Origin of the sequence: Microbacterium sp. zg-Y625 (genome assembly GCF_030246925.1) — a bacterium.
Lineage (GTDB): Bacteria > Actinomycetota > Actinomycetes > Actinomycetales > Microbacteriaceae > Microbacterium > Microbacterium jiangjiandongii.
On sequence record NZ_CP126740.1, the window covers coordinates 1401003 to 1424625 of the forward strand.

General features: G+C 70.3%; 21 protein-coding genes and 4 tRNA genes. 8 read left to right on the plus strand and 17 right to left on the minus strand.

From position 1 onward, the window contains the following. Nucleotides 1–27: 27 nt before the first annotated feature. Both QNO14_RS06385 and thrS read right to left on the minus strand, forming a co-directional pair. Nucleotides 28–585, minus strand: coding sequence for an HIT family protein (locus tag QNO14_RS06385; protein WP_257493546.1), 558 nt, complete (start codon nucleotides 583–585; stop codon nucleotides 28–30). After that, entirely contained in the window at nucleotides 582–2591 is a 2010-nt protein-coding gene (thrS, locus tag QNO14_RS06390) for a threonine--tRNA ligase (RefSeq protein WP_257506017.1), read from the minus strand. The genes QNO14_RS06385 and thrS overlap by 4 nt, the downstream gene beginning before the upstream one ends. A gap of 172 nt (nucleotides 2592–2763) precedes the next feature. Here thrS and QNO14_RS06395 point away from each other — a divergent pair, with 172 nt between their 5' ends. Further along, on the plus strand, nucleotides 2764–3921 hold the full coding sequence (locus QNO14_RS06395) for an SLC13 family permease (protein ID WP_257506073.1): 1158 nt from the start codon (nucleotides 2764–2766) through the stop codon (nucleotides 3919–3921). Nucleotides 3922–3931: 10 nt separating this feature from the next. Here the strand turns inward: QNO14_RS06395 and QNO14_RS06400 are convergent, their stop codons facing one another. From QNO14_RS06400 to QNO14_RS06425, 6 genes are all read right to left on the minus strand, one after another. Continuing rightward, nucleotides 3932–4117, minus strand: coding sequence for a hypothetical protein (locus tag QNO14_RS06400; RefSeq protein WP_257493544.1), 186 nt, complete (start codon nucleotides 4115–4117; stop codon nucleotides 3932–3934). Nucleotides 4118–4180: 63 nt separating this feature from the next. Further along, nucleotides 4181–4711 carry a glycine cleavage system transcriptional repressor gene (locus QNO14_RS06405; RefSeq protein ID WP_257493543.1) on the minus strand — a complete coding sequence of 177 codons (531 nt, stop codon included), beginning with the start codon at nucleotides 4709–4711 and terminating at the stop codon, nucleotides 4181–4183. Between the two features lie 54 nt (nucleotides 4712–4765). After that, nucleotides 4766–6094 carry a hypothetical protein gene (locus tag QNO14_RS06410; RefSeq protein ID WP_257506018.1) on the minus strand — a complete coding sequence of 443 codons (1329 nt, stop codon included), beginning with the start codon at nucleotides 6092–6094 and terminating at the stop codon, nucleotides 4766–4768. Nucleotides 6095–6200: 106 nt separating this feature from the next. Next, nucleotides 6201–6275: transfer RNA gene (locus tag QNO14_RS06415), tRNA-Val, on the minus strand. Between the two features lie 24 nt (nucleotides 6276–6299). Then, nucleotides 6300–6373: transfer RNA gene (locus QNO14_RS06420), tRNA-Cys, on the minus strand. Between the two features lie 53 nt (nucleotides 6374–6426). Continuing rightward, nucleotides 6427–6499 (minus strand) — tRNA-Gly (locus QNO14_RS06425). Between the two features lie 148 nt (nucleotides 6500–6647). Here QNO14_RS06425 and QNO14_RS06430 point away from each other — a divergent pair. Next, nucleotides 6648–6720: transfer RNA gene (locus QNO14_RS06430), tRNA-Val, on the plus strand. An 18-nt stretch (nucleotides 6721–6738) separates the two neighbouring features. Here QNO14_RS06430 and QNO14_RS06435 read toward each other — a convergent pair. The 3 genes from QNO14_RS06435 to QNO14_RS06445 form a co-directional block, all read right to left on the minus strand. Further along, on the minus strand, nucleotides 6739–7218 hold the full coding sequence (locus QNO14_RS06435; protein ID WP_257506019.1) for a hypothetical protein: 480 nt from the start codon (nucleotides 7216–7218) through the stop codon (nucleotides 6739–6741). 76 nt (nucleotides 7219–7294) lie between these two features. Continuing rightward, nucleotides 7295–7897: a response regulator transcription factor gene (locus QNO14_RS06440; protein ID WP_257506021.1), complete on the minus strand. Its 603-nt coding sequence runs from the start codon at nucleotides 7895–7897 to the stop codon at nucleotides 7295–7297. After that, nucleotides 7894–9081 carry a sensor histidine kinase gene (locus QNO14_RS06445; RefSeq protein WP_257506023.1) on the minus strand — a complete coding sequence of 396 codons (1188 nt, stop codon included), beginning with the start codon at nucleotides 9079–9081 and terminating at the stop codon, nucleotides 7894–7896. Before QNO14_RS06445 ends, QNO14_RS06440 begins: the two co-directional genes overlap by 4 nt. 157 nt (nucleotides 9082–9238) lie before the next feature. Between QNO14_RS06445 and QNO14_RS06450 the strand changes: the two genes are divergently transcribed. Beyond that, nucleotides 9239–9799, plus strand: a complete 561-nt coding sequence (locus QNO14_RS06450; protein WP_257506024.1) for a small multidrug efflux protein — start codon at nucleotides 9239–9241, stop codon at nucleotides 9797–9799. Between the two features lie 25 nt (nucleotides 9800–9824). Here the strand turns inward: QNO14_RS06450 and QNO14_RS06455 are convergent, their stop codons facing one another. The 5 genes from QNO14_RS06455 to QNO14_RS06475 form a co-directional block, all read right to left on the minus strand. Next, nucleotides 9825–10481 carry a hypothetical protein gene (locus QNO14_RS06455; protein WP_257506025.1) on the minus strand — a complete coding sequence of 219 codons (657 nt, stop codon included), beginning with the start codon at nucleotides 10479–10481 and terminating at the stop codon, nucleotides 9825–9827. Continuing rightward, the gene (locus tag QNO14_RS06460; protein WP_257506028.1) at nucleotides 10478–10990 is read right to left on the minus strand and encodes a type II toxin-antitoxin system PemK/MazF family toxin; all 513 of its coding nucleotides are present in this window, start codon (nucleotides 10988–10990) and stop codon (nucleotides 10478–10480) included. Before QNO14_RS06460 ends, QNO14_RS06455 begins: the two co-directional genes overlap by 4 nt. Nucleotides 10991–11083: 93 nt before the next feature. After that, nucleotides 11084–12310: an ammonium transporter gene (locus tag QNO14_RS06465; RefSeq protein WP_257493533.1), complete on the minus strand. Its 1227-nt coding sequence runs from the start codon at nucleotides 12308–12310 to the stop codon at nucleotides 11084–11086. 187 nt (nucleotides 12311–12497) lie between these two features. Then, nucleotides 12498–13526, minus strand: coding sequence for a cell division protein ZapE (zapE, locus tag QNO14_RS06470; RefSeq protein ID WP_257506030.1), 1029 nt, complete (start codon nucleotides 13524–13526; stop codon nucleotides 12498–12500). A gap of 41 nt (nucleotides 13527–13567) precedes the next feature. Further along, on the minus strand, nucleotides 13568–14791 hold the full coding sequence (locus QNO14_RS06475) for an alpha/beta hydrolase family protein (protein ID WP_257506031.1): 1224 nt from the start codon (nucleotides 14789–14791) through the stop codon (nucleotides 13568–13570). 25 nt (nucleotides 14792–14816) lie between these two features. Between QNO14_RS06475 and QNO14_RS06480 the strand changes: the two genes are divergently transcribed. From QNO14_RS06480 to QNO14_RS06500, 5 genes are all read left to right on the plus strand, one after another. Further along, entirely contained in the window at nucleotides 14817–15407 is a 591-nt protein-coding gene (locus tag QNO14_RS06480) for a DUF3000 domain-containing protein (RefSeq protein ID WP_257493530.1), read from the plus strand. After that, on the plus strand, nucleotides 15400–16596 hold the full coding sequence (locus QNO14_RS06485; protein WP_257493529.1) for a ribonuclease D: 1197 nt from the start codon (nucleotides 15400–15402) through the stop codon (nucleotides 16594–16596). The genes QNO14_RS06480 and QNO14_RS06485 overlap by 8 nt, the downstream gene beginning before the upstream one ends. 73 nt (nucleotides 16597–16669) lie before the next feature. Continuing rightward, nucleotides 16670–17875, plus strand: coding sequence for a thiolase family protein (locus tag QNO14_RS06490; protein WP_257493528.1), 1206 nt, complete (start codon nucleotides 16670–16672; stop codon nucleotides 17873–17875). Between the two features lie 7 nt (nucleotides 17876–17882). Continuing rightward, the gene (locus tag QNO14_RS06495; protein ID WP_257506032.1) at nucleotides 17883–20036 is read left to right on the plus strand and encodes a 3-hydroxyacyl-CoA dehydrogenase NAD-binding domain-containing protein; all 2154 of its coding nucleotides are present in this window, start codon (nucleotides 17883–17885) and stop codon (nucleotides 20034–20036) included. Between the two features lie 91 nt (nucleotides 20037–20127). Then, complete coding sequence (locus QNO14_RS06500) at nucleotides 20128–20667, plus strand: hypothetical protein (RefSeq protein WP_257506033.1); 540 nt, start codon at nucleotides 20128–20130, stop codon at nucleotides 20665–20667. A gap of 443 nt (nucleotides 20668–21110) precedes the next feature. Here the strand turns inward: QNO14_RS06500 and pepN are convergent, their stop codons facing one another. Continuing rightward, nucleotides 21111–23603 carry an aminopeptidase N gene (pepN, locus tag QNO14_RS06505; protein ID WP_257506034.1) on the minus strand — a complete coding sequence of 831 codons (2493 nt, stop codon included), beginning with the start codon at nucleotides 23601–23603 and terminating at the stop codon, nucleotides 21111–21113. Nucleotides 23604–23623: the final 20 nt, after the last annotated feature.

Genomic DNA, 23623 nt, shown 5'->3' on the forward strand with positions numbered 1-23623 from the left:
GTTTCCTCTCGAAAGCGTCCCGCCAGGCTATCGGGGTTGCGCCGCTTGCCTTTCCCACTCTGTGGAGACCGACTCGCGCACCTCGCCCAGCAGCTGCGGCAGCGCCTTGGTCTTGGCGATGATCGGGAAGAAGTTCGCGTCGGTGGCCCACCGAGGCACGATGTGCTGGTGCAGATGCTCGTCCACACCGGCGCCGGCGACCGCACCCTGGTTCATGCCGATGTTGAAGCCGTCGCAGCGCGCCACCTCGCGGAGCACCCGCATTCCCGTCTGCGTCAGCTCCGCGATCTCGGCGACCTCCTCCGTCGTCGCCTGGTCGTACGTCGCGACATGGCGGTACGGGCACACCAGCAGGTGGCCGGAGTTGTACGGGAAGAGGTTGAGCAGCACGTAGGCGGTGCGCCCGCGGTGCACGATCAGCCCATCGGCATCCGACATCTTCGGGGCGGCGCAGAACGGGCAGTGCGCTCGCATCGCGTCGGCGCCTGCGTGGATGTACGCCATGCGGTGCGGCGTCCACAGCCGCTGGAACTCGTCCGGCACCCCGGCGAGGGTCGCCGCGTCGACGAGTTCCCCGTCGCTCACGCCAGGTCCTCCGCCGTGTCGACGAGGGCGCGGTCGGCGATGGCGCGCAGCACCAGGGCGATGGCGTCGTCGACGGGCACCCCGTTGGTCTGCGTGCCGTCGCGGAAGCGGAACGACACGGTTCCCGCGGAGCGGTCCTGCTCCCCCGCGATCAGCTGCAGCGGCACCTTCTGCGTGGTGTGGGTGCGGATCTTCTTCTGCATCCGGTCGTCGGAGTGGTCGACCTCGGCACGCACGCCCTGCATCCGCAGCTGATCGACGATGCCGTCGAGGTAGTCGCCGTACTGCTCGGCGACGGGGATGGCGACGACCTGCACGGGCGCGAGCCACACCGGGAAGGCCCCCGCGTAGTGCTCGAGCAGGATCGCGAAGAACCGCTCGATCGAGCCGAACAGCGCCCGGTGGATCATGATCGGCCGGTGCTTCTCGCCGTCGGGCCCGGTGTACTCCAGGTCGAAGCGCTCGGGCAGGTTGACGTCGACCTGGACGGTCGACAGCTGCCAGGTGCGCCCGATGGCGTCGCGGGTCTTCAGATCGATCTTGGGGCCGTAGAAGGCGGCCTCGCCCGGGACCTCGGTGACCTTCAGTCCGCTCGCGTGGGCGACGTTGCGGAGGGCATTGGTGGAGTACTCCCAGAATTCCTCCGAGCCGATCCACTTCTCCTTCTCGTCGTCGCGCATCGACAGCTCGAGCTCGAAGTCCTCGAGCCCGAAGTCGCGCAGCATCGAGAGCACGAACTCCAGCACGCGCGTCGTCTCGGCTTCGAGCTGGTCGGGGGTGACGAACAGGTGCGAGTCGTCCTGCGTGAACCCGCGCACGCGGGTGAGGCCGTGGAGGGCGCCGGAGAGCTCGTTGCGGTACACCGTGCCGTTCTCGGCGAGACGCATGGGCAGGTCGCGGTAGCTGCGGGCACGCTCCTTGTAGATGAGGATGTGCATCGGGCAGTTCATCGGCTTCAGGTAGTAGTCCTGGCCCTGCTTGACGATGTGGCCGTCCGCGTCGCGCTCCTCGTCCATGCGGATGGGCGGAAACATCCCCTCGCGATAGGTCACGAGGTGGTTGGACTGCAGGAAGAGGTCTTCCTTCGAGATGTGCGGGGTGTACACGTAGGTGTAGCCGCCCTCGATGTGGCGCCGGCGGGCGTGCTGCTCCATCTCGCCGCGGACGACGCCGCCCTTGGGGTGCCACACCGACAGGCCGGAGCCGATCTCATCGGGGAAGGAGAAGAGGTCGAGCTCCTTGCCGAGCTTGCGGTGGTCGCGCTTGGCGGCCTCCTCGAGGCGCTGCTGGTAGGCGCGCAGCTCGTCCTTGGTGGGCCAGGCGGTGCCGTAGATGCGCTGGAGCTGCGGGTTCTTCTCGCTGCCGCGCCAGTACGCCCCCGCGATGCGGGTGAGGTCCCAGCCGTTGCCGACCATGCGCGTGCTCGGCACGTGCGGTCCGCGGCAGAGGTCCTTCCAGACCGTCTCGCCGTCGCGGCTGACGTTGTCGTAGATGGTGAGCTCGCCTGCGCCGACCTCGACCGAGGCGCCCTCCGCGGCATCCTTCGTGCCGCCCTTCAGATCGATGAGCTCGAGCTTGAAGGGCTCGTCGACGAGTTCGGCGCGAGCCTCCTCATCGGTGACGACGCGGCGGACGAAGCGCTGGCCCTCGCGGACGATGCGCTCCATCTCCTTCTTGATGGCCTTCAGGTCCTCGGGCGTGAAGGGCTCCGCCACGCCGAAGTCGTAGTAGAAGCCGTTCTCGATCGGCGGGCCGATGCCGAGGTTCGCCTGCGGCCGGATGCGCTGCACCGCCTGGGCGAGCACGTGCGCCGTGGAGTGGCGCAGGATCGACAGGCCGTCAGGGCTGTGGATCGTCACGGGCTCGACCTCGTCGGTCTCGGCGACGGTCGTCGCGAGGTCTTTCAGCTCGCCGTTCACGCGCAGCGCGATGACGCTGCGGTCGGGGAAGAGGGCGAACCCGTCGGCGGGGTAGGTCACGTCAGAGGGGATCACGACGTCAGTCACAGGAACTTCTCCAGAGGGTGGCTCGGAACGTTGAGTGCTCAGCTTCGGGCGCTCGGCGCCCTGCCCGCTCAGGCCTGAAGCGTTCGCGTGCCGGTGGCCGCGACGACGTTCGCAGCGGTCGTCCGGCTCAGTTCCATGGGCACGATTCTAGTGGGGTGCGCGGACCACGATGATGGATGCCGTGAAGCTCGCCGTGATCGGTGCCGTCCTCCTGCTGCTCAGCGGGGTCGCCGTCGTGGTCGGCGTGCTCCCGGCATCCGACGCGCTGGCGGTCGCCGACCGGGTCTGGCCGATCCTGCTGTTCGTCGTGGCCGTGACGATCGTGGCGGAGCTCGCGGCCGCGGCCGGGGTCTTCGACGTGGTGGCGGCGCGGCTGGCACGCCTCGCCCGGGGACGCACGATCGTGCTGTGGCTCGCCGTCGTCGGGCTCGCCGTCGTCGTGACGGCCTTCCTGTCGCTCGACACGACCGCGGTGCTGCTCACCCCCGTCGTCGTGGCCGTCGCCCGGGCGAACGGGCTGGATCCGCTGCCCTTCGCGTTCACGACGGTGTGGCTGGCCAACACCGGCTCGCTCCTGCTGCCGGTGTCGAACCTCACCAACCTTCTCGCCGCGCACCGCGTCGACACCGGCGGGCCGGGCGACTTCGTCGCGCTCATGTGGCCCTCGGCCCTCGTCGCCGTCGTGGTGACGGTGCTGCTGCTGCTCGTCGTGCACCGGCGCGAGCTTCGGGGACGCTACACGCCGTCTCCGACGCCCCGCGTGGCCGACCCGGTGCTGCTGCGCGCGGCATCCGTCATCGTCGTCGTGCTGCTGCCGCTGCTCGTCTCGGGACTGCCGCCCTGGCAGCCGGCTCTGGCCGCGGCGGTTGCCCTCACGGTCGTCCACGGGTGGCGCAATCCCCGTGCGCTCGGGCTGCGGCTGCTGCCGTGGCAGCTGGTCGTCTTCGCCTCGGGACTCTTCCTCGCCGTCGGTACGCTCGAGGCCTGGGGGTCGGCGGAGCTGCTGCGACTCGTGGTGGGGGCGGGCGACGGTGTCGTCGAGCTGCTGCGGGTCGCCGGTGCGGGACTGATCGCCGCGAACGCGATCGACAACCTGCCCGCTTACCTGGCGCTGGAATCGGTCGCCGACTCCCCCGCGCGTCTGGGTGCCCTGCTGGTGGGCGTCAACGCAGGCCCCCTCGTGACGCCGTGGGCGTCGCTGGCGACCCTGCTCTGGCACGAGCGCCTGCGAGCCGACGGCATCGACGTGCCGTGGCGTCGCTACATGCTGCGCGGGGCGGTTGCGGCGCCGGTCATCGTCGGGCTCGCGGTGCTGCCGCTGGCGCGGTAGCGCGCGGTGCTCAGGAGTCTTCGCGGCGGGCGGTGCCGGGGGCGTGCACCATCAGTGCGAGGGCCAGGGAGACGGCGATGACGCCGGCGGCGAAGACGAAGCCGCTCACAGGCGTCGTGTCGATCGCGAACGACAACCCGAACAGGTAGAAGCCGAGAAGAAACAGCACCGCATACAGCGCGTACAGGACGAACATTCACTACCTCCGTGGGTTACCGGTCCCCTGATCGTAGCCGGGTCCCGGCGCGTCCGAGATGTGCTACCGCTCGCCCACCGTGATGTCGACCTGGATCTCGCCCGCGAGCCGTTCCAGCGCGGACACGACGGTCGCGACGTCGACGCCGGTGGGAACGCGCACGTCGACGGTCGCCTCGAACAGTGTGCCGCCCGCCATCGGGGCGTCGAGGGTGCGGCTGGCGAACGCGTCGATGCTGAGCCCGCGCGCGGCGAGCGTCGCGGTGATGTCCCGGACGATTCCGGGGCGGTCGTTGCCCAGCACGCTGAACGTGACGTGGCTGTCGCTGTCGCGGTCGCTGTCCGCCGATGCCGCGGCATCCGCCCCGGTGTGCGCGGTGACGCGCAGCAGGCCGTCAAGGCCCCGCAGGGCCGAGGTGAGCGCCATCTCCTGGGCCTCGGGCACGCTGACGACGACGACGCCGGCGAAGGCGCCGGCGAGTTCGGCGAGTTCGCTGCGCTCCCAATTGCCCCCGTGCGCGGCGACGGTGTCGGCCAGAACGCGGACGAGACCGGCGCGGTCGTCGCCGACGACGGTGAGGACGAGGTGTGCCATGCGGTGAGCCTATCCCCCGCCGTCGCGGGGCCTGTCTGCAGTCGGGTGCGCGGGTCAGTATCGAAGCGGCATCGGCTCGCTCCTGCCGTAGATGTGCACCGCGCCGCCCCCGCCGGCGAAGAGTGCGTCGATGTCGTCGGTGCGGGGCACCGGGAGGATGTCGAGGGTCACCTCCGGCGGCGGCGTGAATGTGGCATCCATCGCCCCCGGGGCGTTCTCATCGGACAGCCTCGCGCCGGTGCGCACGCGCGCCAGCTGGGTGTGCGCACCGTGTGCCGGGCTCGCCGAGTCGATGTAGTCGGCGTAGACGCACTCCACTCCCGCCACGAAGCCCTGCCGACGCACGCCCTCGGTGCCGAGGTTCCCCAGCGGGTACCGGCCGTCGCAGTTGAACGCCCAGCCCCCGGCGCGCGCCGCGACGGCCGGCGGGTGCAGCTGCATTCCGCACGACGGCACGAGGTGCAGGTCGAGGCCGTCGGTGGGCCGGGGCCACGGGCTGCGGGCGCTGCTCTTGCGCAGCCGGCGATCGGCGTGGTCGAGGCACACCTCCACCGCCACGTTCACCGGTGAGCGGTCGCCCCGGACCGCGAAGATGCCGTAGGGGTCGGCCGCGTGGGCCTTGAAATCCCCCGCGGAGAGGTCGAGCCCGGCGTATGCCGCCATCGGCTCCGTGATGACGGGCTTTCCGGTGACCTCCCAGAGGAGGAAGTCCTCGTTGGAGTCGTAGTGCTTCTGCGTCGTGAACGCCTCGGCGCCGAGCGGCGACAGGATGCCGTCGACCGGCGTGGCGCTGATCATCAGGGCGCGGTTGCGCACCCGCACCAGCGGATAGGCGTGGGCGCTTCGGATGAAGTCGGCCAGCATGTCGAAGATGACACCGCGCATCACCCCGGCTGACCGCTGCACGCCTTCACCGAGGTGACGCACGATGTCGGTGCGGGTGCGGGCGTCGACGGACTCGACCACCGCGGCGATGTCGGCGACCTCGGTGGTGACCACCGAGCCGAGCACCAGGAGGAAGTGCGGGTACTGCGGCGCGGGGAACAGCTCCCGGAGCACGTCGAGGATGATCTCGGCCGCATCGCGCTCGCCGGGCGCGGAGACGTACGGACCGACAGGTCCGTGCCAGAAGAACTCCGGCGCCACGAAGACGTTCAGCACCGAGGGGTCGCCCAGGTCGGGCAGGGCATCACGGGCCAGGTCCACCGCGGCCCTCATCACCGCTGCGCGGCCGCGCACGTCGGCGGCGAGGTCGTCAGCCGCCCGGTAGGTGCCCGCCATCGCGCCGCGGCCGCTCTGATCGCCGAACGCGATGATGTCCGCCGGCGTGGTGGGGATCGCGTATCCGATGAATCTCACCCTGTCGTAGGCGGCGCTGCTCATCGCCCGGACAGTACACCCGGGTTTCGGGGCTCACCAGGGCATGCGGCGCTGACCGGGCGCGCGTGCGGAAAAAGCAAGAACCCCCCGGTCTCCCGGGGGGTTCTGGTGGTGCGCGATACTGGGATCGAACCAGTGACCTCTTCCGTGTCAGGGAAGCGCGCTACCGCTGCGCCAATCGCGCCCGTAAGGGCTGTTGAGTTCTGAGTGGAGGTGGCGACGGGATTCGAACCCGTGTAAACGGCTTTGCAGGCCGGTGCCTAGCCGCTCGGCCACGCCACCGTGTGGTTTGACCCCACGTGCCATGGAATCTCCGGAGAGATTCCTTACACTCGAGCGGATGACGAGACTCGAACTCGCGACCCCAACCTTGGCAAGGTTGTGCGCTACCAACTGCGCTACATCCGCATTTCGCACCGGATCGCTCCGGCACTTGAATGACTTTAGCCGACTCCGAGCCGAGTGCAAAACCGGCGGCACCCCGCGCGTGTCTGGCCCTTGTGGTTCGGAGCGGGGCGTGGCATCCGGTATGCTCGTTGAGGCCCCTCGGGGCGACGGGCGATTGGCGCAGTTGGTAGCGCGCTTCCTTCACACGGAAGAGGTCATCAGTTCGAGTCTGGTATCGCCCACCGGATGTAGCCCCGGAATCACGCGGAAGCGAGTGAACGGGGCTTTTTCGCGCCCGCACACCTCGCTGGCCGCCGCCTCCGGAGGCCTGCGGCGACGGCGACCAGCAGCCCCGCGACGACGAAGGTCAACGCCTGGGTGTAGCCCGTCCCCGGCGGCACGTCCCAGTGGCCGCCGGCGATTCCCAGCCACAGCAGGTACTCGGTGAACGGGTTCATGATCGCCACGACAGCCACGGCCGTCCACGCCACGACGCGACCCGTGTGCGCTCCGACGAGGCCGACCGCCCAGAGGGTGAGCGCGAACGCCAGCATCCAGAACAGTTGCAGCGCCGAGAGGTGAAGCGGCCCATCCATCGCCTCGAGGCAGGGCACGCTCGTCCCGTCAGCGACGCACGGCGTCCAGGCGGCGCGCGTGAGGAAGATCCCTCCCGCACCGCCGACGGTGAGCACGGCGGCGATGGCGCACAGCGCGGTGGTGCCGGAGGGGCGTCGTTTCATGGCCACACCCTATCCGTGGCGATCATCCGCGCCGTTCGCCTTCGGCCGACCGTTCCACCCCGGCCACCCGGGCTCCTCAGAGCCAGCCGCGCTCCTCCGCCATCAGGGTCGCCTGCTGGCGCGTACCCACGGCGAGCTTCGTCAGCACCGCCGACACGTGATTGCGCACCGTCCCGGGGGCCAGCGACAGCGTGCGGGCGATCTGCCCCGTCGTCTCCCCGCGTCGCCCGGCCCGCAGCACGTCGAGTTCGCGTGCGGTGAGCGGGCAGCGCTCGTCACTCAGCGCGTCCGCGGCGATCTCGGGGTCCACGTACCGTGCGCCGGCCGCCACGCGCCGGATGACGGCGGCCACCTCGTCCGCACCGCGGGACTTCGGCAGGAAGCCGGCGACTCCGGAAGCCAGTGCGCGCCGCAGCACGCCCGGACGCGCATGACGCGTCACGATGACGCAGCGGGTGGCGACGGTGCGGCTCAGGCGTTCGGCGACCTCGACGCCGTCGAGGTGCGGCATCTCGAGGTCGAGCAGGCACACATCCGGCATCAGCCGCACCGCTTCGGCGAGCGCATGGGCGCCGTCCGTGCACTCGGCGACGACGTCGATGTCGTCCTCCAGGCGCAGCAGAGCAGCCAGCGCCGAGCGGATCATGCCCTCATCGTCGGCGACGAGCACCCGGATCACGGCAGAACCCCGACCTGGGCGGGCACGGTCATGCTGACGGCGAACTCCCGGGGGGCGCGGCGCACATCGAGCACTCCCCCGGCATCCGCCGCCCGTCTCGCGAGTCCGTCCAGACCCGCGCCGTCCTGCGCCGCCGCCACGTCCGCTCCCCTGTCGTTGGTGATCTCGTACAGCCAGGACGATCCGACCCGTGTCAGCGCCAGACGCGCCCATCCGCCGCCCCCGTGCCGCAGGACGTTCGTCGTCGTCTCACGGATGACGGGGCCGAGCACCGCCGCCGGGGCGAGGTCGGCATCCGGGTCGACCGATGCCTCCGCCGCGATCCCGGCGGCCCGGAGCAGATCCACGGCATTGGCGAGCTCGTCGCGCAGGGGCACGGCGCGGAACCTCGTGGCGAGGTCGCGCGTTCCCTGACGGGCTTCGTCGACGCTCGTGCGCGCGGTCTGCAGGTGCTCGAGCGCTGCCTGCGGATCGCGGGCCAACAGGCGCTCCGCGAGCTCGAGCTGCAGGGCGATCACCTGAAGGTGATGGCCCTGCAGGTCGTGGACGTCGGTGGCTACGCGCAGGCGCTCCTGGGTCGCCGCGAGCCGCGCCTCCGAGGCGCGCGCGCGGTCCAGCGCGATGAGCACGTCCCACCACCACAGGGACGCGACCGTCATGCCGGGCAGGGACACGACGTAGATGCCGATGAAACCCCGGTCCCCGAGCGTCTCCTGCATGTCGATGGCCCAGAGCGCTGCGAGCACGACGGTGACCAGCAGCACGACCCGCAGCCGCACCCCCGCTTGCCAGTTCAGGAACATGAGCGCCTGCGCCAGTGGCAGGGCTGCCAGCACCCACAGGCCCGTGAGCGTGACGATGGCGGCGCCGTAGGCTGCGGCCGTGAGCAGCGGCGCCAGCGTCCGCGGCCACGGCGCCAGCGGGCCGGTGTCGGTGCGGTCGCGGTAGTCCGTCAACAGCACCACCGTCGACGCGCACCAGACAAGACCACCACCCGCGACGACGGCCACGACGAACGGGGTGGCTTCGCCGTCGGCGAGCACCGAGATCGCGAGGGTGAGGAGCACCAGCTCGAAGAACACGATCGCCGAGAGGGTGTACCACCAGGTGACCCTGATCCCTCTCGTGAGGCGGAGCTCGCTGCGGGCGGCCGCGTCGATCGAGGGCGTGGCGGGGCGGGTCACCCGTCCACTGTATGGGCATGACAGATGTCACGGATGCCGCGTGGGAAGTGCCCCCGAAACGGTGACAGAACGGCACTTACCGGCTCGACGCCGAGGCGGTGGACTGGTGTCATCGCCGCCGTCACCCGACCGGCCGGCCCACACACAGGAGAGCCCCATGACCCTCATCGACCGCTTCCAGGACCTCGTCGCCCAGGTGCCGGACCTCGTCCAGCCCCTCATCCTCGCTCTCGCGGGCGCCGTGCCGTTCATCGAGGGCGAGGGCGCCGCGGCCATCGGCATCTTCGGCGGCATCCACCCCGTCATCGCCGTCATTGCCGGCGTCGTGGGCAACTTCCTCTGCGTCGCCGTGCTGGTGCTGCTGAGCTCCGGTGCGCGCACGGCCGTCGTCACCCGGCGCCGCGAGAGCGTGCGGGCGCGCGAAGCGGTGACCGTCGGCGGCGGAGCCCCGGTGCAGGATGATCTCGCCACCACGCATGAGAACCTCGGAGGCAACCCGACCCGCCGCGCCAAGTTCCTCCGCGCCCTGGACCGCTACGGGGTCCCCGGGGTCAGCCTGCTCGGCCCGCTGCTGCTGCCCACGCACTTCACCGCCACCATGCTCGCCGCGGTCGGCGTCGGCAAGGCGCGCATCCTCGCGTGGCAGGCCGTCGCGATCGTCGGCTGGTCGACGATCATCGCCCTGCTCGTCACCGGCGTCATCTCGGCGGTGAGCTGACCCGCACCCGGGCCTGCGACACGACTCAGGATGCCGGATCGACCAGGTGCGGATTCGCGGCGTGGAGGGCGTCCACTGCGGCCTGTGCAACGGGGATGCCGTGCTCGAGGCCGCCAGAACCCAGGGCGACAAGCCACGTGGGCCCGACGAACGCGTGCACCGTATACGAGCCGCTCAGTTCGCCGTCGCTGTACATGCCGAAGCCGGTGGCGCCGTCCAGAGCCACATCGTCGAACATCGACTGCTCGAGGGCGCTCATGAGGTCGTCCCGATCGCTCGGCCGCAGCTCGGAGGTGAAGGTGCTCACACCGCCGTCGGAGCCGCCCTCGACGATCCATTGACACAGTCGTACGTCGTCGGCTTCTTGAAGAGTCCCCTGGGCGATCGGGCCGAGCCTGCCCTCCGTCTGATCTCGATCCGCTTCCCCCGGCTCCCAGGGCACCGCGGTGGGCGCGAACACGTCGCGGACCAGCGGCAGCGGGACCAGGGCCTCGCATTCGGGAAAGACCAGGGCCGTCTCGGCCGGCGGCGTCGTCGCCGCGGGCGTCGGCGCAACAGGTGTCGCCGATGCGACGACGGACGACGACGCATCGGGCGTGGGTGCGGGTGTTGCCGCAGCGCACCCGGTGAGGATGGCTGCGGCGGCGGCGATCGTGGTGACGGCGGTGACCGGGCGACTCATGGCGCCACCCTATAGCCATGCCGAACCCGCAATGCGTCGGCGACCCGAGCGAACGTCGCGCGATCAACGGCGGATGCCTCGCGTCGCATACCCGCCGCGTGCACGCTGTAGAGCTGGTCGACGTCGACCCACGAGGGGCGACCCTTCGCGTCCCACTCCCCGGCGCCGAGCGGGACGTGGTCGCGATCACCGTCGCGCGGCTTGCTGGTGAGCTTGACGGCATACACCCGGTCGGCGCTCTGTCGCGCGATCACGAGCACCGGGCGGTCCTTGCCCCGGCCGTCGCGCTCGGCGTACGGCACCCAGGTCCACACCACCTCGCCGGCGTCCGGTGCGCCGTCTCGTTCCGGTGCGTATGCGATGCGCAAGGCCCGCGCCGAGCGGGGGTCGACCTCGACGGTCGCGGCGACCCCGGACCTTCCTGGCTCCCCGGCGGCGGGTGGGACGTTCCGGCGCCGTGAGGGGCGAAGAAGCGCGGCCAGGCGGTGCAGGATGCTGCGGGATTCCACGGCCCCACCCTAGCCAGGTCCAGCGACCCGACCCGGCACGCGACAGGGGCGCCGCGGCCATGCCGCGACGCCCCTGCTGCGTGAGGTGTGGACTCAGTCGACGAGGGCGTAACCCTCTTCGCCGTGCACGACCGTGTCGACACCGGCGATCTCGTCCTCGTTCTTGATGCGGAAGCCGAGCGTCTTCTGAATCGCGAAGCCGAGGATGCCGGCGACGACGAAGGAGTAGACCATGACACCCAGCGCGGCGATCACCTGGATGATCAGCTGTTCGGCGTTGCCGCCGACGAACAGACCGGTCTCGGTGGCGAAGAAGCCGAGGTAGATCGTGCCGATGAGGCCACCGACGAGGTGGATGCCGACGACGTCGAGCGAGTCGTCGAAGCCGAGCTTCCACTTCAGCTCGATCGCCATGGCGCAGGCGGCACCGGCGATGATGCCGAGCAGCAGAGCCCAGCCCGGGCTGAGGTTGGCGCACGCCGGGGTGATGGCGACGAGACCCGCAACCGCTCCGGAGGCCGCACCGATCGACGTGGCCTTGCCGTCCTTGAGCTTCTCGACGATGACCCAGCCGAGCACAGCGGCGGCGGTGGCACCGATCGTGTTGATGCCGATGAGGCCGACACCGCCCATGTCCTCCGAGAGCCATTCCGCGCCGGCGTTGAAGCCGAACCAGCCGAACCAGAGGATCGCCGCACCCAGCATCACCAGGGGCACGTTGTGAGGCTTGTGGATGCCCTTCTGGAAGCCGATGCGCTTGCCGAGCACCAGGGCGAGGGCAAGCGCCGCGGCGCCGGCGTTGATGTGCACCGCGGTGCCACCGGCGTAGTCGATGACCTCGGTGTCGTAGCCCATGCTCGAGCCCAGGTTGAAGATCCAGCCGCCGCCCCAGACCCATGCGGCCACCGGGAAGTAGACGATGGTCGCGAACAGGCCCGCGAACAGCATCCAGGAGCCGAACTTGGCGCGGTCCGCGATGGCACCGGAGATGAGCGCCACGGTGATGATCGCGAAGGTCGCGCCGTACGCGACGCCGATGAGGGACGTGTTCGCGTCCTCACCCGAGGCGAGGCCGTTCAGCGCGAAGTCGCTGAAAGGGTTGCCGGCGAACTCCCACGTGCTGCCGACCGCGCTCATGTTGAAGCCGTAGAGAATCCACAGCACGCTGATGAGTCCGAGCGCTCCGAAGCTCATCATCATCATGCTGACCACACTCTTGGCCTTGACCAGACCGCCGTAGAAGAAGGCGACACCGGGCGTCATGAAAAGCACGAGCGCGGTGGCCATGATCCCCCAGGCGATGTTGCCGGGTGCGTCCATAGGTGTTACCTCACATTGATCAGTGACAGGGTCACGTCGCGGTGGGTACGGGTTTCCGCGGCGTGCACGCCCAGTCTCGCGACGCGCCGTTTCTGCCACCGTGCAGGTCGTGTTTCGCGTTCGTTACGCAGCGGCGCGCACGGTAAACATCACGTTTCGCGCGGCCGGGAGCCGGCTGGCGGATCGCTCAGGAGTGGGTGAGAGCCACGAGGCGTGAGATCGCCCGCTGATACTTCTTGCGATAGCCGCCGGTCAGCATCTCATCGCCGAAGACCTGGTCCAGAGCCACACCCGTCGCCCGGATCGGAAGCTCGGCGTCGTAGGCGCGGTCGACGAAGGCGACGAACCGGAGGGCCGCGGACTGGTCCTCGAGTCGGGTGACGCCGCGGAGCCCCACGGCCTGCAGCCCTTCGATGAGGCGGATGTAGCGCGACGGATGCACGGTGGCGAGGTGCGCGATGACGGCCGAGAAGTCGTCGTCCGACACGGTGCCGGCAGCGGCGGCATCCTCCAGCGCGCGCTGGTACTCCGTTTCGTCCAGCACCACGGCGTGGCCGTCGACGGAGCGCTGACGGTAGTCGGTGCCATCGATGCGCAGCGTCTGGAAGCTCGCGGACATGGCGTGGATCTCGCGGAGGAAGTCCTGGGCGGCGAAGCGGCCCTCGCCGAGGGCGTTCGGCGGAGTGTTGGACGTGGCGGCCAAGCGGGTGCCCGATGCCACGAGCTCGCCGAGCAGGCGGGTCATCACCATCGTGTCGCCCGGATCGTCGAGCTCGAACTCGTCGATGCAGAGCAGATCGGCGCCACGGAACAGCTCGACGGTCTTCTGATATCCCAGCGCGCCGACGAGAGCCGTGTACTCGATGAACGATCCGAAGTACTTCCGGCGGGCGGGAAGCGCGTGGTAGATCGCCGCCAGCAGGTGGGTCTTGCCCACGCCGAACCCGCCGTCGAGGTACACGCCCGGCTTGAGCTCGGGGGTCTTCTTCGCGCGACGGAAGAAGCCGCCGCGGGCTGCCGGTGCGCCACCGCCCGCGAACGCGGCGAGCAGCTCCTTCGCCTCCTGCTGGGAGGGGTAGGTGTCATCCGCGCGGTACGTCTCGAACGTGGCGTCGTCGAACTGGGGCGGCGGGATCAGCGACGCCACCATCTCGTCGCCGGTGACCCGGGGCTCGCGCTCGCTCAGATGCACGATGCCCGTGCCGGTGGTCGTCATGTGAGTCGATCCTAGTCGTGGCGCGACGGGCGCGGCCCGGTTCACGCCCCGGCCGCAGAATCGGCGGGGGCCAGGTGATGGGCGCGCAACCAGGCGGTGATGCGGGTGCTCCACCGCTGCTCGTCGTAGTTCCAGAGTTTCGTATGGCGGGCGACCTCGAAGACCTCGAGTTCGACGAGGTCCGGCCGGGCCAGCACGAGATCGTGGGAGGCGTCCGAGGGCACGAACCCGTCGTCGTCGCTGTGGAGGATGAGGATGGGATGCCGCAGCTCCCCCGCCCGCGCCACGACGTCCAGCCGCTCGAACGGGATCGGCGCCCCCGTGCCGGTGACGGGGGTGGCCCACTCGGCACCCAGCGCCGCGATCGACAGCTTCGTGACGGGCGTCGGGACCTTGAGGAGAGCTGCCTGGTAGCCGAGCACGATGCGCCAGTCGATCACGGGCGAGTCCAGCACGACGCCGGCGATGAGGTCGCGGTGCGGCGAGTTCAGCTCGGCCTGCAGCGCGATGGCGCCGCCCATCGACCAGCCCATGAGCACGACGCGCTCGGCCCCGTGGCGTCGAGCGAACTCGACGGCGGCGTCGACGTCGCGCCACTCGGTCGCGCCCAGCGCATAGGTGCCCGAGCGACTGCGGGGGCCCTCGCCGTCGTTGCGGTACGACACGACGAGCGAGGTGATGCCGGCGGCGTGGAACACCGGGACCGCGCGCAGGCACTCCGCTCGCGTCGTGCCGCGGCCGTGCACCTGGATGACCCAGGTGCCGGTATCGGCTTCGGCGGGGAACAGCCACGCCGGGCAGGGTCCGAGCGGTCCGCCGATCAGTTCCGCCGTGTAGGGCAGATGCAGCTGAGTGGGGTCGTCGTAGTACCAGCCGCTGAAGGCGGCGGCGGGGGCGAGCGTCGCGTCGGCGGGGATGTGGGTGAGCAGCTTGCGGGTAACGGTGGCCGAGTCCTCCGAGAGCACCGAGCCGAGCTTGACGTACGACGCTGTTCCGGTGGTGAACAGGCCGTACCGCCCGGGAAGCTCGGTGTCGGGCGTGCGCGAGAGGGTGATGGTCTGCGCCGCGGGGTCCACCTGCACGATGGTGGTGTCCGGCGCGCGCCCGGCCGGTGTGACGACTCGACGCGCCATACTGACCGACAGCAGGCCCATCCACCCGATCACCCCGCCGAGCGCGGTGCCGAGGGTGACGAGGAGGGCGCCGACGAGGGTTCGCGACGAGAGCGAGGCGCCGGGCGTGACGGCGCGCCTGGAGGCCATCATTGTGCGCTCACTCTAGTCTGTCGACGTGGATGATCCGCGCCCTCCGGCGGAGCCCCAGACGTTCGCCGACGCGGCGGACCGAATGCGCTCCCTCGCTTTCCGCTCCGACTTCGTCGTGCGCGAGATCCCCGCGCCCAGCGGGCTCGCCCCCGACGCCCTTGCGCTCGCCGGCGACGTGCGGCCCCAGGAGCACGGCGTGGATTCCCCGTACGGCACCGGCCGGTTCGTGCTGCTGCATGACCCGACCGGCGACGATGCCTGGGGTGGACCGTGGCGCATCGTGTGCTTCGCGCAGGCGCCGCTGGAAACCGAGATCGGCACCGATCCCCTGCTGGCCGATGTCGCATGGTCGTGGCTGGTCGATGCCCTCGATTCCCGTGGAGCGCGGTATCACTCCGAGTCCGGCACGGCGACGAAGACGCTCTCGAAGGGCTTCGGCTCGCTCGCCGACGAGGGCGACGGAGCGCAGATCGAGCTGCGCGCGTCGTGGTCGCCGACCAGCGACATCGCCCATCACGTGCAGGCGTGGGCAGAATTGGTATGCATGTTGGCGGGTCTGCCGCCCGGGTCGGAGGAGATAGCAGTGTTCGGACCGCGTCGGAGCGCCCGTGGCTGAGTACCGTGTGATCGAGGATGCCGAGGGGCTCAGGGCGGCCTGTGAGGCTCTGGCCGCCGGGCACGGTCCCGTCGCCGTCGACGTGGAGAGGGCGAGCGGCTTCCGCTACTCCCAGCGTGCCTACCTCGTGCAGGTCTTCCGTCGCGACGCCGGCGTGTATCTGTTCGACCCGCCCGCGATCGGCGACATGACCCCGCTGCAGGCGGCCATCGGCGACGAGGAGTGGGTGCTGCACGCGGCGAGCCAAGACCTCCCGTCGCTGCGCGAGATCGGCCTCGAACCGCCCTCGATCTTCGACACCGAGCTGGCGGCCCGGCTGCTCGGACACGAGCGCGTGGGCCTCGGCGCGGTCGTGGAGGACACCCTCGGCATCACGCTCGACAAGGCGCACTCGGCCGCGGATTGGTCGACGCGCCCGTTGCCGCAGGCGTGGCTGGAATACGCCGCCCTCGATGTGCTGCTGCTGGTCGACGTGCGCGACGTGCTCGACGAGGAGCTGGCCGAGCAGGGCAAGACGGAACTCGCCGCCGAGGAGTTCCAGGCGGTGCTCGAGCGTGCCCCCAAGCCGCCGCGTGAGGAGCCGTGGCGCCGACTGAGCGGACTGCACACGGTGCGCGGCCGCCGTGCCCTCGCCGTGGCCAGGGCGCTGTGGGCGGCGCGCGAGGAGTACGCACGCGAACAGGACGTCTCACCGGGACGGCTGGTGCCCGACCGGGCGCTGGTGGCCGCGGTGCGTGCGGATCCCGCAAGCAAACAGGAGCTGTCGAAGGTCAAGGACTTCACCGGACGCGCGAGCCGGTCGCAGCTCGATCGCTGGTGGGCGGCAATCGAAGCCGGCCGCGCCGACGAGTCCCTGCCCCCGGAGCGCGGGTCGGGTGACAGCCTGCCGCCGCCGCGCGCGTGGGCGGACCGCAACCCGGCGGCGGACGCCCGGCTCAAGGCCGCACGTCCCGACGTCGAGAAGATCGCCGAGGAGCTCGGGATGCCGACGGAGAACCTCCTCACCCCCGACACACTCCGCCGCGTCGCCTGGTCGCCGCCGGAGCCGCTGAACGTGGCATCCGTCTCCGCCGCCCTCGCGGCGCAGGGAGCGCGGCCCTGGCAGATTGAACGAACTGCACAGGCGATCACCGACGCGTTTGTGCGTTCCGTGCAAACGGTGTCGGACGCGCCGGAAAGCGCTTCGTAGATTCAGCCCAACCGATTCTCCCCGCCTCGTGGGGGTTCCTAGGCTGGTGGAAATCCCTATTTTTGGAGGCAGAGTGGCCGAGATTTCGGACGTCTTCTTCGTCGACGGTATGCGCACCCCTTTCGGGCGCGCCGGCGAAAAAGGCATGTACTGGAACACCCGCTCCGATGACCTCGCCGTCAAGGCGACCATCGGACTCATGCAGCGCAACCCGAACGTGCCCGCCGATCGCATCGACGACGTCGCGATCGCGGCGACGAGCCAGACCGGTGACCAGGGGCTGACCCTCGGCAGGTCCGTGGCGATCCTCGCCGGGCTCCCCCAGACGGTTCCCGGCTTCGCCATCGACCGCATGTGCGCCGGCGCGATGACGAGCGTCACCACCATGGCCGGCTCGATCGGCGTCGGCATGTACGACATCGCCCTCGCTGGCGGCGTCGAGCACATGGGGCATCACCCCATCGGCACGAACGCCGACCCGAACCCGCGATTCGTCGCCGAGAAGATGGTCGACCCCGGTGCGCTGAACATGGGGGTCACCGCCGAGCGCATCTTCGACCGCTTCCCGCACCTGACCAAGGAGCGCTCCGACCGTTACGGCATGCTCAGCCAGCAGAAGCTGCAGGCCGCGTACGACGCCGGCAAGATCCAGCCGGACCTCGTTCCGGTCGCGATCAAGGATGCCGAGGGCGCCTGGGGCCTCGCGACGGCCGACGAGGGTCGCCGTCCGCAGACCACGATGGAAGACCTCGCGAACCTGAAGACCCCGTTCCGCCCGCACGGTCGCGTCACCGCCGGCACGTCGTCGCCGCTCACCGACGGCGCGACGATGTCGCTGCTGGCCGGCGGCGGGGCCGTGAAGGAGCTGGGACTCGCACCCAAGATGCGCCTGGTGTCGTACGCCTTCGCGGGCGTGCAGCCGGAGATCATGGGCATCGGCCCGATCCCCTCGACCGAGAAGGCGCTGCGCAAGGCAGGTCTCACGATCTCGGACATCGGGCTGTTCGAGCTCAACGAGGCGTTCGCGATCCAGGTCATCTCGCTGCTGGACCACTTCGGCATCGCCGACGACGACCCGCGCGTGAACCCCTGGGGAGGCGCCATCGCCGTGGGCCACCCGCTCGCGGCATCCGGCGTGCGCCTGATGATCCAGCTCGCGGCGCAGTTCGCCGAGCGTCCCGACGTGCGGTACGGCCTGACGGCCATGTGCGTCGGCCTCGGCCAGGGCGGCTCGGTCATCTGGGAGAACCCGCACTTCGACGGCAAGAAGAGGAAGTAACACTGCGATGACCGATTACGAATCCATCGACTTCTCGCCCATCCTCTCGCCCGCCGCCACCGACGGGGAGGTCGTCACCCACTCCCCCGTGCGCGACATCACGCTGCGCAGCCGCAAGGTGCTCGCGCTCATCACGCTCGACAACGACCGCGACCACACCCGACCCAACACGCTGGGACCTGCCACGCTCGCGGAGCTCGGCCAGACCCTGGCCGGCCTCAAGGCGCGCGCGGCCGCGGGCGAAATCCAGGCGGTCGGCATCACCGGCAAGCAGTACATCCTGGCCGCCGGCGCCGACCTCTCCGACATCTCCCGCCTCGGCTCGAAGGACGACGCACGCCTGGTGGCGCAGTTCGGCCACAAGGTGCTCGGCTCGCTGTCGGAGCTGGGCGTGCCCTCGTTCGCATTCGTCAACGGGCTCGCGCTCGGCGGCGGCCTCGAGATCGCGCTTAACTCCACGTACCGCACGGTCGATGCATCCGCGGCCGCCGTGGCGCTGCCCGAGGTGTTCCTCGGCCTCATTCCCGGCTGGGGCGGCGCGTACCTGCTGCCGAACCTGATCGGCATCGAGAACGCGCTCGAGGTCGTCATCTCGAACCCGCTCAAGCAGAACCGCACGCTCAAGCCCCAGCAGGCCTTCGACCTCGGCATCATGGACGCGATCTTCCCGGCGTCCACCTACCTCGAGGATTCGCTGGCGTGGGCAGACGGCGTGCTCAGCGGCTCGGTGAAGGTCACCCGCAAGCACGAGCCGGGCAAGATCGAGCGTCTCACCAAGTGGCCCGTCGCCATCAAGATGGCCCGCGGCATGCTCGAGTCGAAGATCGGCACCGTGCCGCGCTCGCCCTATGTGGCTCTCGACCTGCTCGACAAGGCGAAGAGCGGCAGCAAGGCCGACGGCTTCGCCCGCGAGGACGACGCGCTGGCCGAGCTCATCACCGGCGACCAGTTCGCGGCATCCATGTATGCATTCGACCTGGTGCAGAAGCGCGCGAAGCGTCCCGTGGGCGCACCCGACAAGCAGCTCGCGAAGAAGGTCACCAAGGTCGGCGTCATCGGCGCCGGTCTCATGGCCAGTCAGTTCGCGCTGCTGTTCGTGCGGAAGCTCCAGGTGCCGGTGCTCATCACCGACCTCGACCAGGCGCGCGTCGACAAGGGTCTGTCCTACATCCACGAGGAGATCGGCAAGCTCGAGGCGAAGGGCCGCCTCGACGCGGACACCGCCAACAAGCTGCGGGGCCTCGTGACCGGAACGACGGACAAGAGCCAGTACGCGGACTGCGACTTCGTGATCGAGGCGGTCTTCGAGGAGGTCGGCGTCAAGCAGCAGGTGTTCGGCGAGATCGAGAAGATCATCGCCGACGACGCGATCCTGGCGACCAACACCTCATCGCTGTCGGTCGAGGAGATCGGCGCCACGCTCGCGCACCCCGAGCGCCTCGTCGGCTTCCACTTCTTCAACCCGGTGGCGGTCATGCCGCTCATCGAGATCGTGAAGACGCCGAAGACGTCGGATGCCGCGCTGTCGACGGCCTTCGTCGTCGCCAAGGGGCTCGGCAAGAACGCGGTGCTCACCGCCGACGCGCCCGGCTTCGTGGTGAACCGCCTGCTGGCGAAGGTCATGGGCGAGGCGGCGCGAGCCGTCTACGAGGGCACGCCGCTCTTGACGGTCGAGCGCGCGTTCGGTCCGCTCGGTCTGCCGATGACACCGTTCCAGCTGATCGACCTGGTCGGCTGGAAGGTCGCGGCCCACGTGCAGGACACGATGGTCGCCGCCTTCCCCGACCGCTTCTACGCCAACGAGAACTTCCACGCCCTCGCGCAGTTGGACGCGGTGGTCGAGAAGGACAAGTCCGGACGCGTGTCGGGCTGGACGAAGCAGGCGGAGAAAGCGCTCAAGGGTGCGGTGGGGTCGTCTCCGGCATCCGAAGCCGACATCCTGCGCCGTGTGCAGGACGGGCTCGCGCAGGAGATCCGCATCATGCTCGACGAGGGTGTGGTTCCCGAGGTCGAGGACATCGACCTCTGCCTCATCCTGGGCGCCGGGTGGCCGTTCATCGACGGCGGCGCCTCGCCGTACCTCGACCGTGAGGGAGCGTCGGAGCGCGTCTTCGGCGACACGTTCCACCACCCGCCGATCCGCGGCATCGCGCAGCACTGACGCGGTTCGCATCACGGCGGCCCCGGGCTTCGGCTCGGGGCCGCCGTCGTCACCGTGCTACGTTCGTGCCGATGATCGCGACGGTGGGAACATGAGCACGGACCACGTGAATGAGTGGCCGCGCACCGACTTGCTGCCGATGGCGTTCACGACCGCCGAGTTCGTCCGCGGGGCGATGGCGGCGTGGATCGGCTTCATCGCGTTCGCGACATGCGGCTATGCCCTCGTGCTGCAGGCGTTCGTCGTCGTGGCCGCCGTGTTCTACCTCCCCTGGTCGGTCGGGGCCCTCATCGTCGGGGCACCGGTCGCGTATCTGTTGGGGTGGTCGCTGCGCCGGATCCGGCCCATGATCGTGCACGTGCTGGCCTTCGGCGCACTCGGAGCCGGCATCGGCTTGGTGGCCACGGCGCTTTTCTTGCTGGTACGCGGCGACGGCGACGGCGGGGCGCTGTACTACCTGGTGAACGTCGCACTCTCGGCGGTGTGCGTACCGCTCGGGTGGTACTGGACCGCTCGACGGGCGCTACGGCCGCGGGTCGGCGCCATCGATCACGACGCGGTCGCCGAGGATGCCGCCGTCGCGCGCGGGGCCGCGGGTGCGCCCGGTGCGGCCGCCGGCGACGGGCACTGACCGACGCCGGCGCCGCAGAGAGTGGCGCCTCGCGCTGAGCGGCGCTGCGGTGACTGTCCGCCGGCGCTTCGGAGACAGCCGATTCTGCGGAGAAGGACCGTTCTTCGGAGCTGGGAGGGCAGTGCGGTCCGAGATCGTGGCGATCCCCGAGATCCGGGCAGGGGCCAGGGCCCGAGGGCCGCGAGCGAGCGATCCGGGCTCCGGGCGCGGGGACGCGCGCGCGGCGGGACCTGCGGACGGGCGCTGGGGGCTGACGAGCGGAAGGGCTGCCGGCACACCGGTCCCCCACGCGCGCCGGCCGTCGCCACATCTGCGGAGAAGGACCGTTCTTCGGAGCCGATGGGACAGGCGGGCCCGAGATCGTGGCTTTCTCCGAAGGGGCGGCGCCCGGCGCCAGCGCCCGGGCACCGCCCGCGCCTGTCATCCGAACGCGGACGACTCCGTCACTGCGCAGCGCGCACGCGCAGGTCGCGCGCGAGGTGGTCGCGCTGCTCGATGACGATGCGCCGGAGGGCGCCGGGGGCGTCGGCGTTCTCGCTGAGCCAGCGGTCTGCGGGTTCGAGTGACTCGGATGCCGGGAAGAGGCCCCGCACGAGGCGACGCGCGATCTCGATGCTGCGCTCGGACCATGTCCCGCGGATGCGGGCGTAGTAGTCGGCGTCGAATACGGCGATCAGATCGCGCCGGCCGCCGGCCCGGACGCCGGCGATGGTCGCGCTCAGGTGGTCGTTGGTGAGGGTCGTGTCGTCCCAGGTGCGGTGCCATGCGGCAGCGCGGACGTCGGCGACGGGCTGGGCGGCGCACATCTCGATGTAGGCGGTACGGCCGGTCGCGGTGTCGTCACGGGCCAGCTCGGCATCGGCATCCGCCGTCGTCGCCTCGCCCACGGTCGACAGGGCCGTCCACCAGCTCCAGCGCAGCTCGGGGTCGAGGGCGAGGCCCTGCGGCGGGGCCTCGGTGCCCTCGAGCACCGCACGCAGCGCACCGGCTCGAGAGGCGTCGTAAGCGGCGGCGTTCCCCACCGCGCGTGCCCAGGCCAGCTGCGCCCCGCTGCCGGGCTCAGCCGCCCACATCCCCTGCCACGTGGTGTGCAGCCATGCCGCGCTCTCCTCAGGCCGCCGCTCTTCGGGAACGTAGTGCGCGACCGCGAAACCGGCGTTGGCCAGCACGTCGGTCAGCAGCGCGATGTTCGGCTCGGCCGGCGCGTGGCGGCGCACGATGTCCAGATAGCGGGCGACGGGCAGTTCGCCGTCGCGCGCCGCGTTCCACAGCGCCGACCAGATCACCGCGCGCGCCAGCGCATCGTCGATCGTCGATAGGGCTGCGTGCGCGGCGTCGAGCGACGCGGCATCCAGGCGCACCTTGGCGTATGTGCGGTCGCCGTCGTTGATGAGGATGAGGTCGGCGTCGGCAGGTAGGTCGAGTGGCGTGCGGGCCTCGTCGATGTCGAACTCCCCCGATTCGCCGCGCACCAGGCGTCCGCCGCTGATCCGGTACACCGCGACCCCCAGCCGGTGCGGGCGGGGGTCGGTCTGCACGAGGGTGAGCCCGTCGTGGCCGCGCTCGACGGAGAGGGTGGACATCCCGGTGGTCTGCAGCCAGGCACGCGACCACGCCCGCACATCGCGCCCTGAGACGGCCCCGAGCTCGGCGAGCAGATCGTCGAGGGTCGTGTTGCCGAACGCGTGCGCGGCGAAGTAGCGACGGGCACCCTCGAAGAACGCCTCCTCGCCCACGAAGGCGACCAGCTGCTTGAGCACGGCGGCGCCCTTGGCATAGGTGATGCCGTCGAAGTTCAGCTTGGCCGCTTCGAGGTCCGGGATGTCCGCGACGATCGGATGGGTCGTGGGCAGCTGGTCCTGCTGGTAGGCCCAGGCCTTGCGGCGCGCTGCGAAGGTGACCCAGGCGTCGCGGAACCGCGTCACCGCGGCCGTGGCGTGGGCGCCCATGTAATCGGCGAACGACTCCTTCAGCCACAGGTCGTCCCACCACTTCATCGTCACGAGATCGCCGAACCACATGTGCGCCATCTCGTGCAGGATCGTGTTCGCCCGCCCTTCGCGCTGGGCGACGGTCGCCGCGCCCCGGAAGACGTAGGCCTCGGTGAAAGTCACAAGACCCGGGTTCTCCATCGCGCCGAGGTTGTACTCCGGCACGAAGATCTGGTCGTACTTGCCCCACGGGTACGGGTAGGCGAAGGCATCGGTGAAGAAGTCGAGCCCCTGCCGGGTGATCTCGAGGATCTCGTCCGCTTCCAGATGCGGCGCCAGCGACGCGCGGCAGAGCACGCCGAGAGCGACGGTCTGCTCGCCTCGGCGCCATTCCGCGTCGACGCGGTGGTAGGGACCGGCGGCGACGGCGGTGATGTAGCTCGAGAGGGGCAGGGTGGGCGCGAACTCGGTCCTGCGGGAGTCGCCGAGGTCGACGTCGGCGACCGCCGGCCGGTTCGACAGCACCTCCCATCCCTTCGGGGCGGTGACGACGAACGTGTAGCGCGCCTTCATGTCCGGCTGCTCGAAGCAGGCCATGACGCGTCTCGCGTCGGCCGGCTCGTACTGGGTGTACAGGTACGTGGCCCCGTCCACCGGGTCCACGAACCGGTGCAGTCCTTCACCGGTGCGGCTGTAGGCGCCGCGCGCCACGATGCGCACCGTGTTCCGCGGGCCGAGGCCGGTCACGCGGATGCGCGCACCGTCCCACTGCACCGGTTGAGCCACGCCGTTCACTTCGACCTGCTCGACCGCCTCCCCGATGAAGTCGATCCACGTCGACTCGGTGCGGGAGCCGAACTCCAGCTCGCTGACGGTCGTGAACCCGGTGCGCTCAGCGTCCGGCGCCGTGGTCAGGTCGAGCTCCACCCGGATGTTCTGCACCGTGATCGCCGCCGATCGTTCGGCGGTCTCGTCGCGGGTCAGGTTGGCAGTGGCGGTGTCCATCCGTCCATGCTTTCACGTCG

Bases quoted from the DNA above. Each gene is read 5' to 3' on its own strand.
- QNO14_RS06395 (WP_257506073.1), top strand. From the start codon at position 2,764: ATGGATGCCGTGAAGCTCGCCGTGATCGGTGCCGTCCTCCTGCTGCTC.
- QNO14_RS06400 (WP_257493544.1), bottom strand. From the start codon at position 4,117: ATGTTCGTCCTGTACGCGCTGTATGCGGTGCTGTTTCTTCTCGGCTTC.
- QNO14_RS06405 (WP_257493543.1), bottom strand. From the start codon at position 4,711: ATGGCACACCTCGTCCTCACCGTCGTCGGCGACGACCGCGCCGGTCTC.
- QNO14_RS06410 (WP_257506018.1), bottom strand. From the start codon at position 6,094: ATGAGCAGCGCCGCCTACGACAGGGTGAGATTCATCGGATACGCGATC.
- QNO14_RS06435 (WP_257506019.1), bottom strand. From the start codon at position 7,218: ATGAAACGACGCCCCTCCGGCACCACCGCGCTGTGCGCCATCGCCGCC.
- QNO14_RS06450 (WP_257506024.1), top strand. From the start codon at position 9,239: ATGACCCTCATCGACCGCTTCCAGGACCTCGTCGCCCAGGTGCCGGAC.
- QNO14_RS06455 (WP_257506025.1), bottom strand. From the start codon at position 10,481: ATGAGTCGCCCGGTCACCGCCGTCACCACGATCGCCGCCGCCGCAGCC.
- QNO14_RS06465 (WP_257493533.1), bottom strand. From the start codon at position 12,310: ATGGACGCACCCGGCAACATCGCCTGGGGGATCATGGCCACCGCGCTC.
- zapE (WP_257506030.1), bottom strand. From the start codon at position 13,526: ATGACGACCACCGGCACGGGCATCGTGCATCTGAGCGAGCGCGAGCCC.
- QNO14_RS06475 (WP_257506031.1), bottom strand. From the start codon at position 14,791: ATGATGGCCTCCAGGCGCGCCGTCACGCCCGGCGCCTCGCTCTCGTCG.
- QNO14_RS06495 (WP_257506032.1), top strand. From the start codon at position 17,883: ATGACCGATTACGAATCCATCGACTTCTCGCCCATCCTCTCGCCCGCC.
- QNO14_RS06500 (WP_257506033.1), top strand. From the start codon at position 20,128: ATGAGCACGGACCACGTGAATGAGTGGCCGCGCACCGACTTGCTGCCG.
- pepN (WP_257506034.1), bottom strand. From the start codon at position 23,603: ATGGACACCGCCACTGCCAACCTGACCCGCGACGAGACCGCCGAACGA.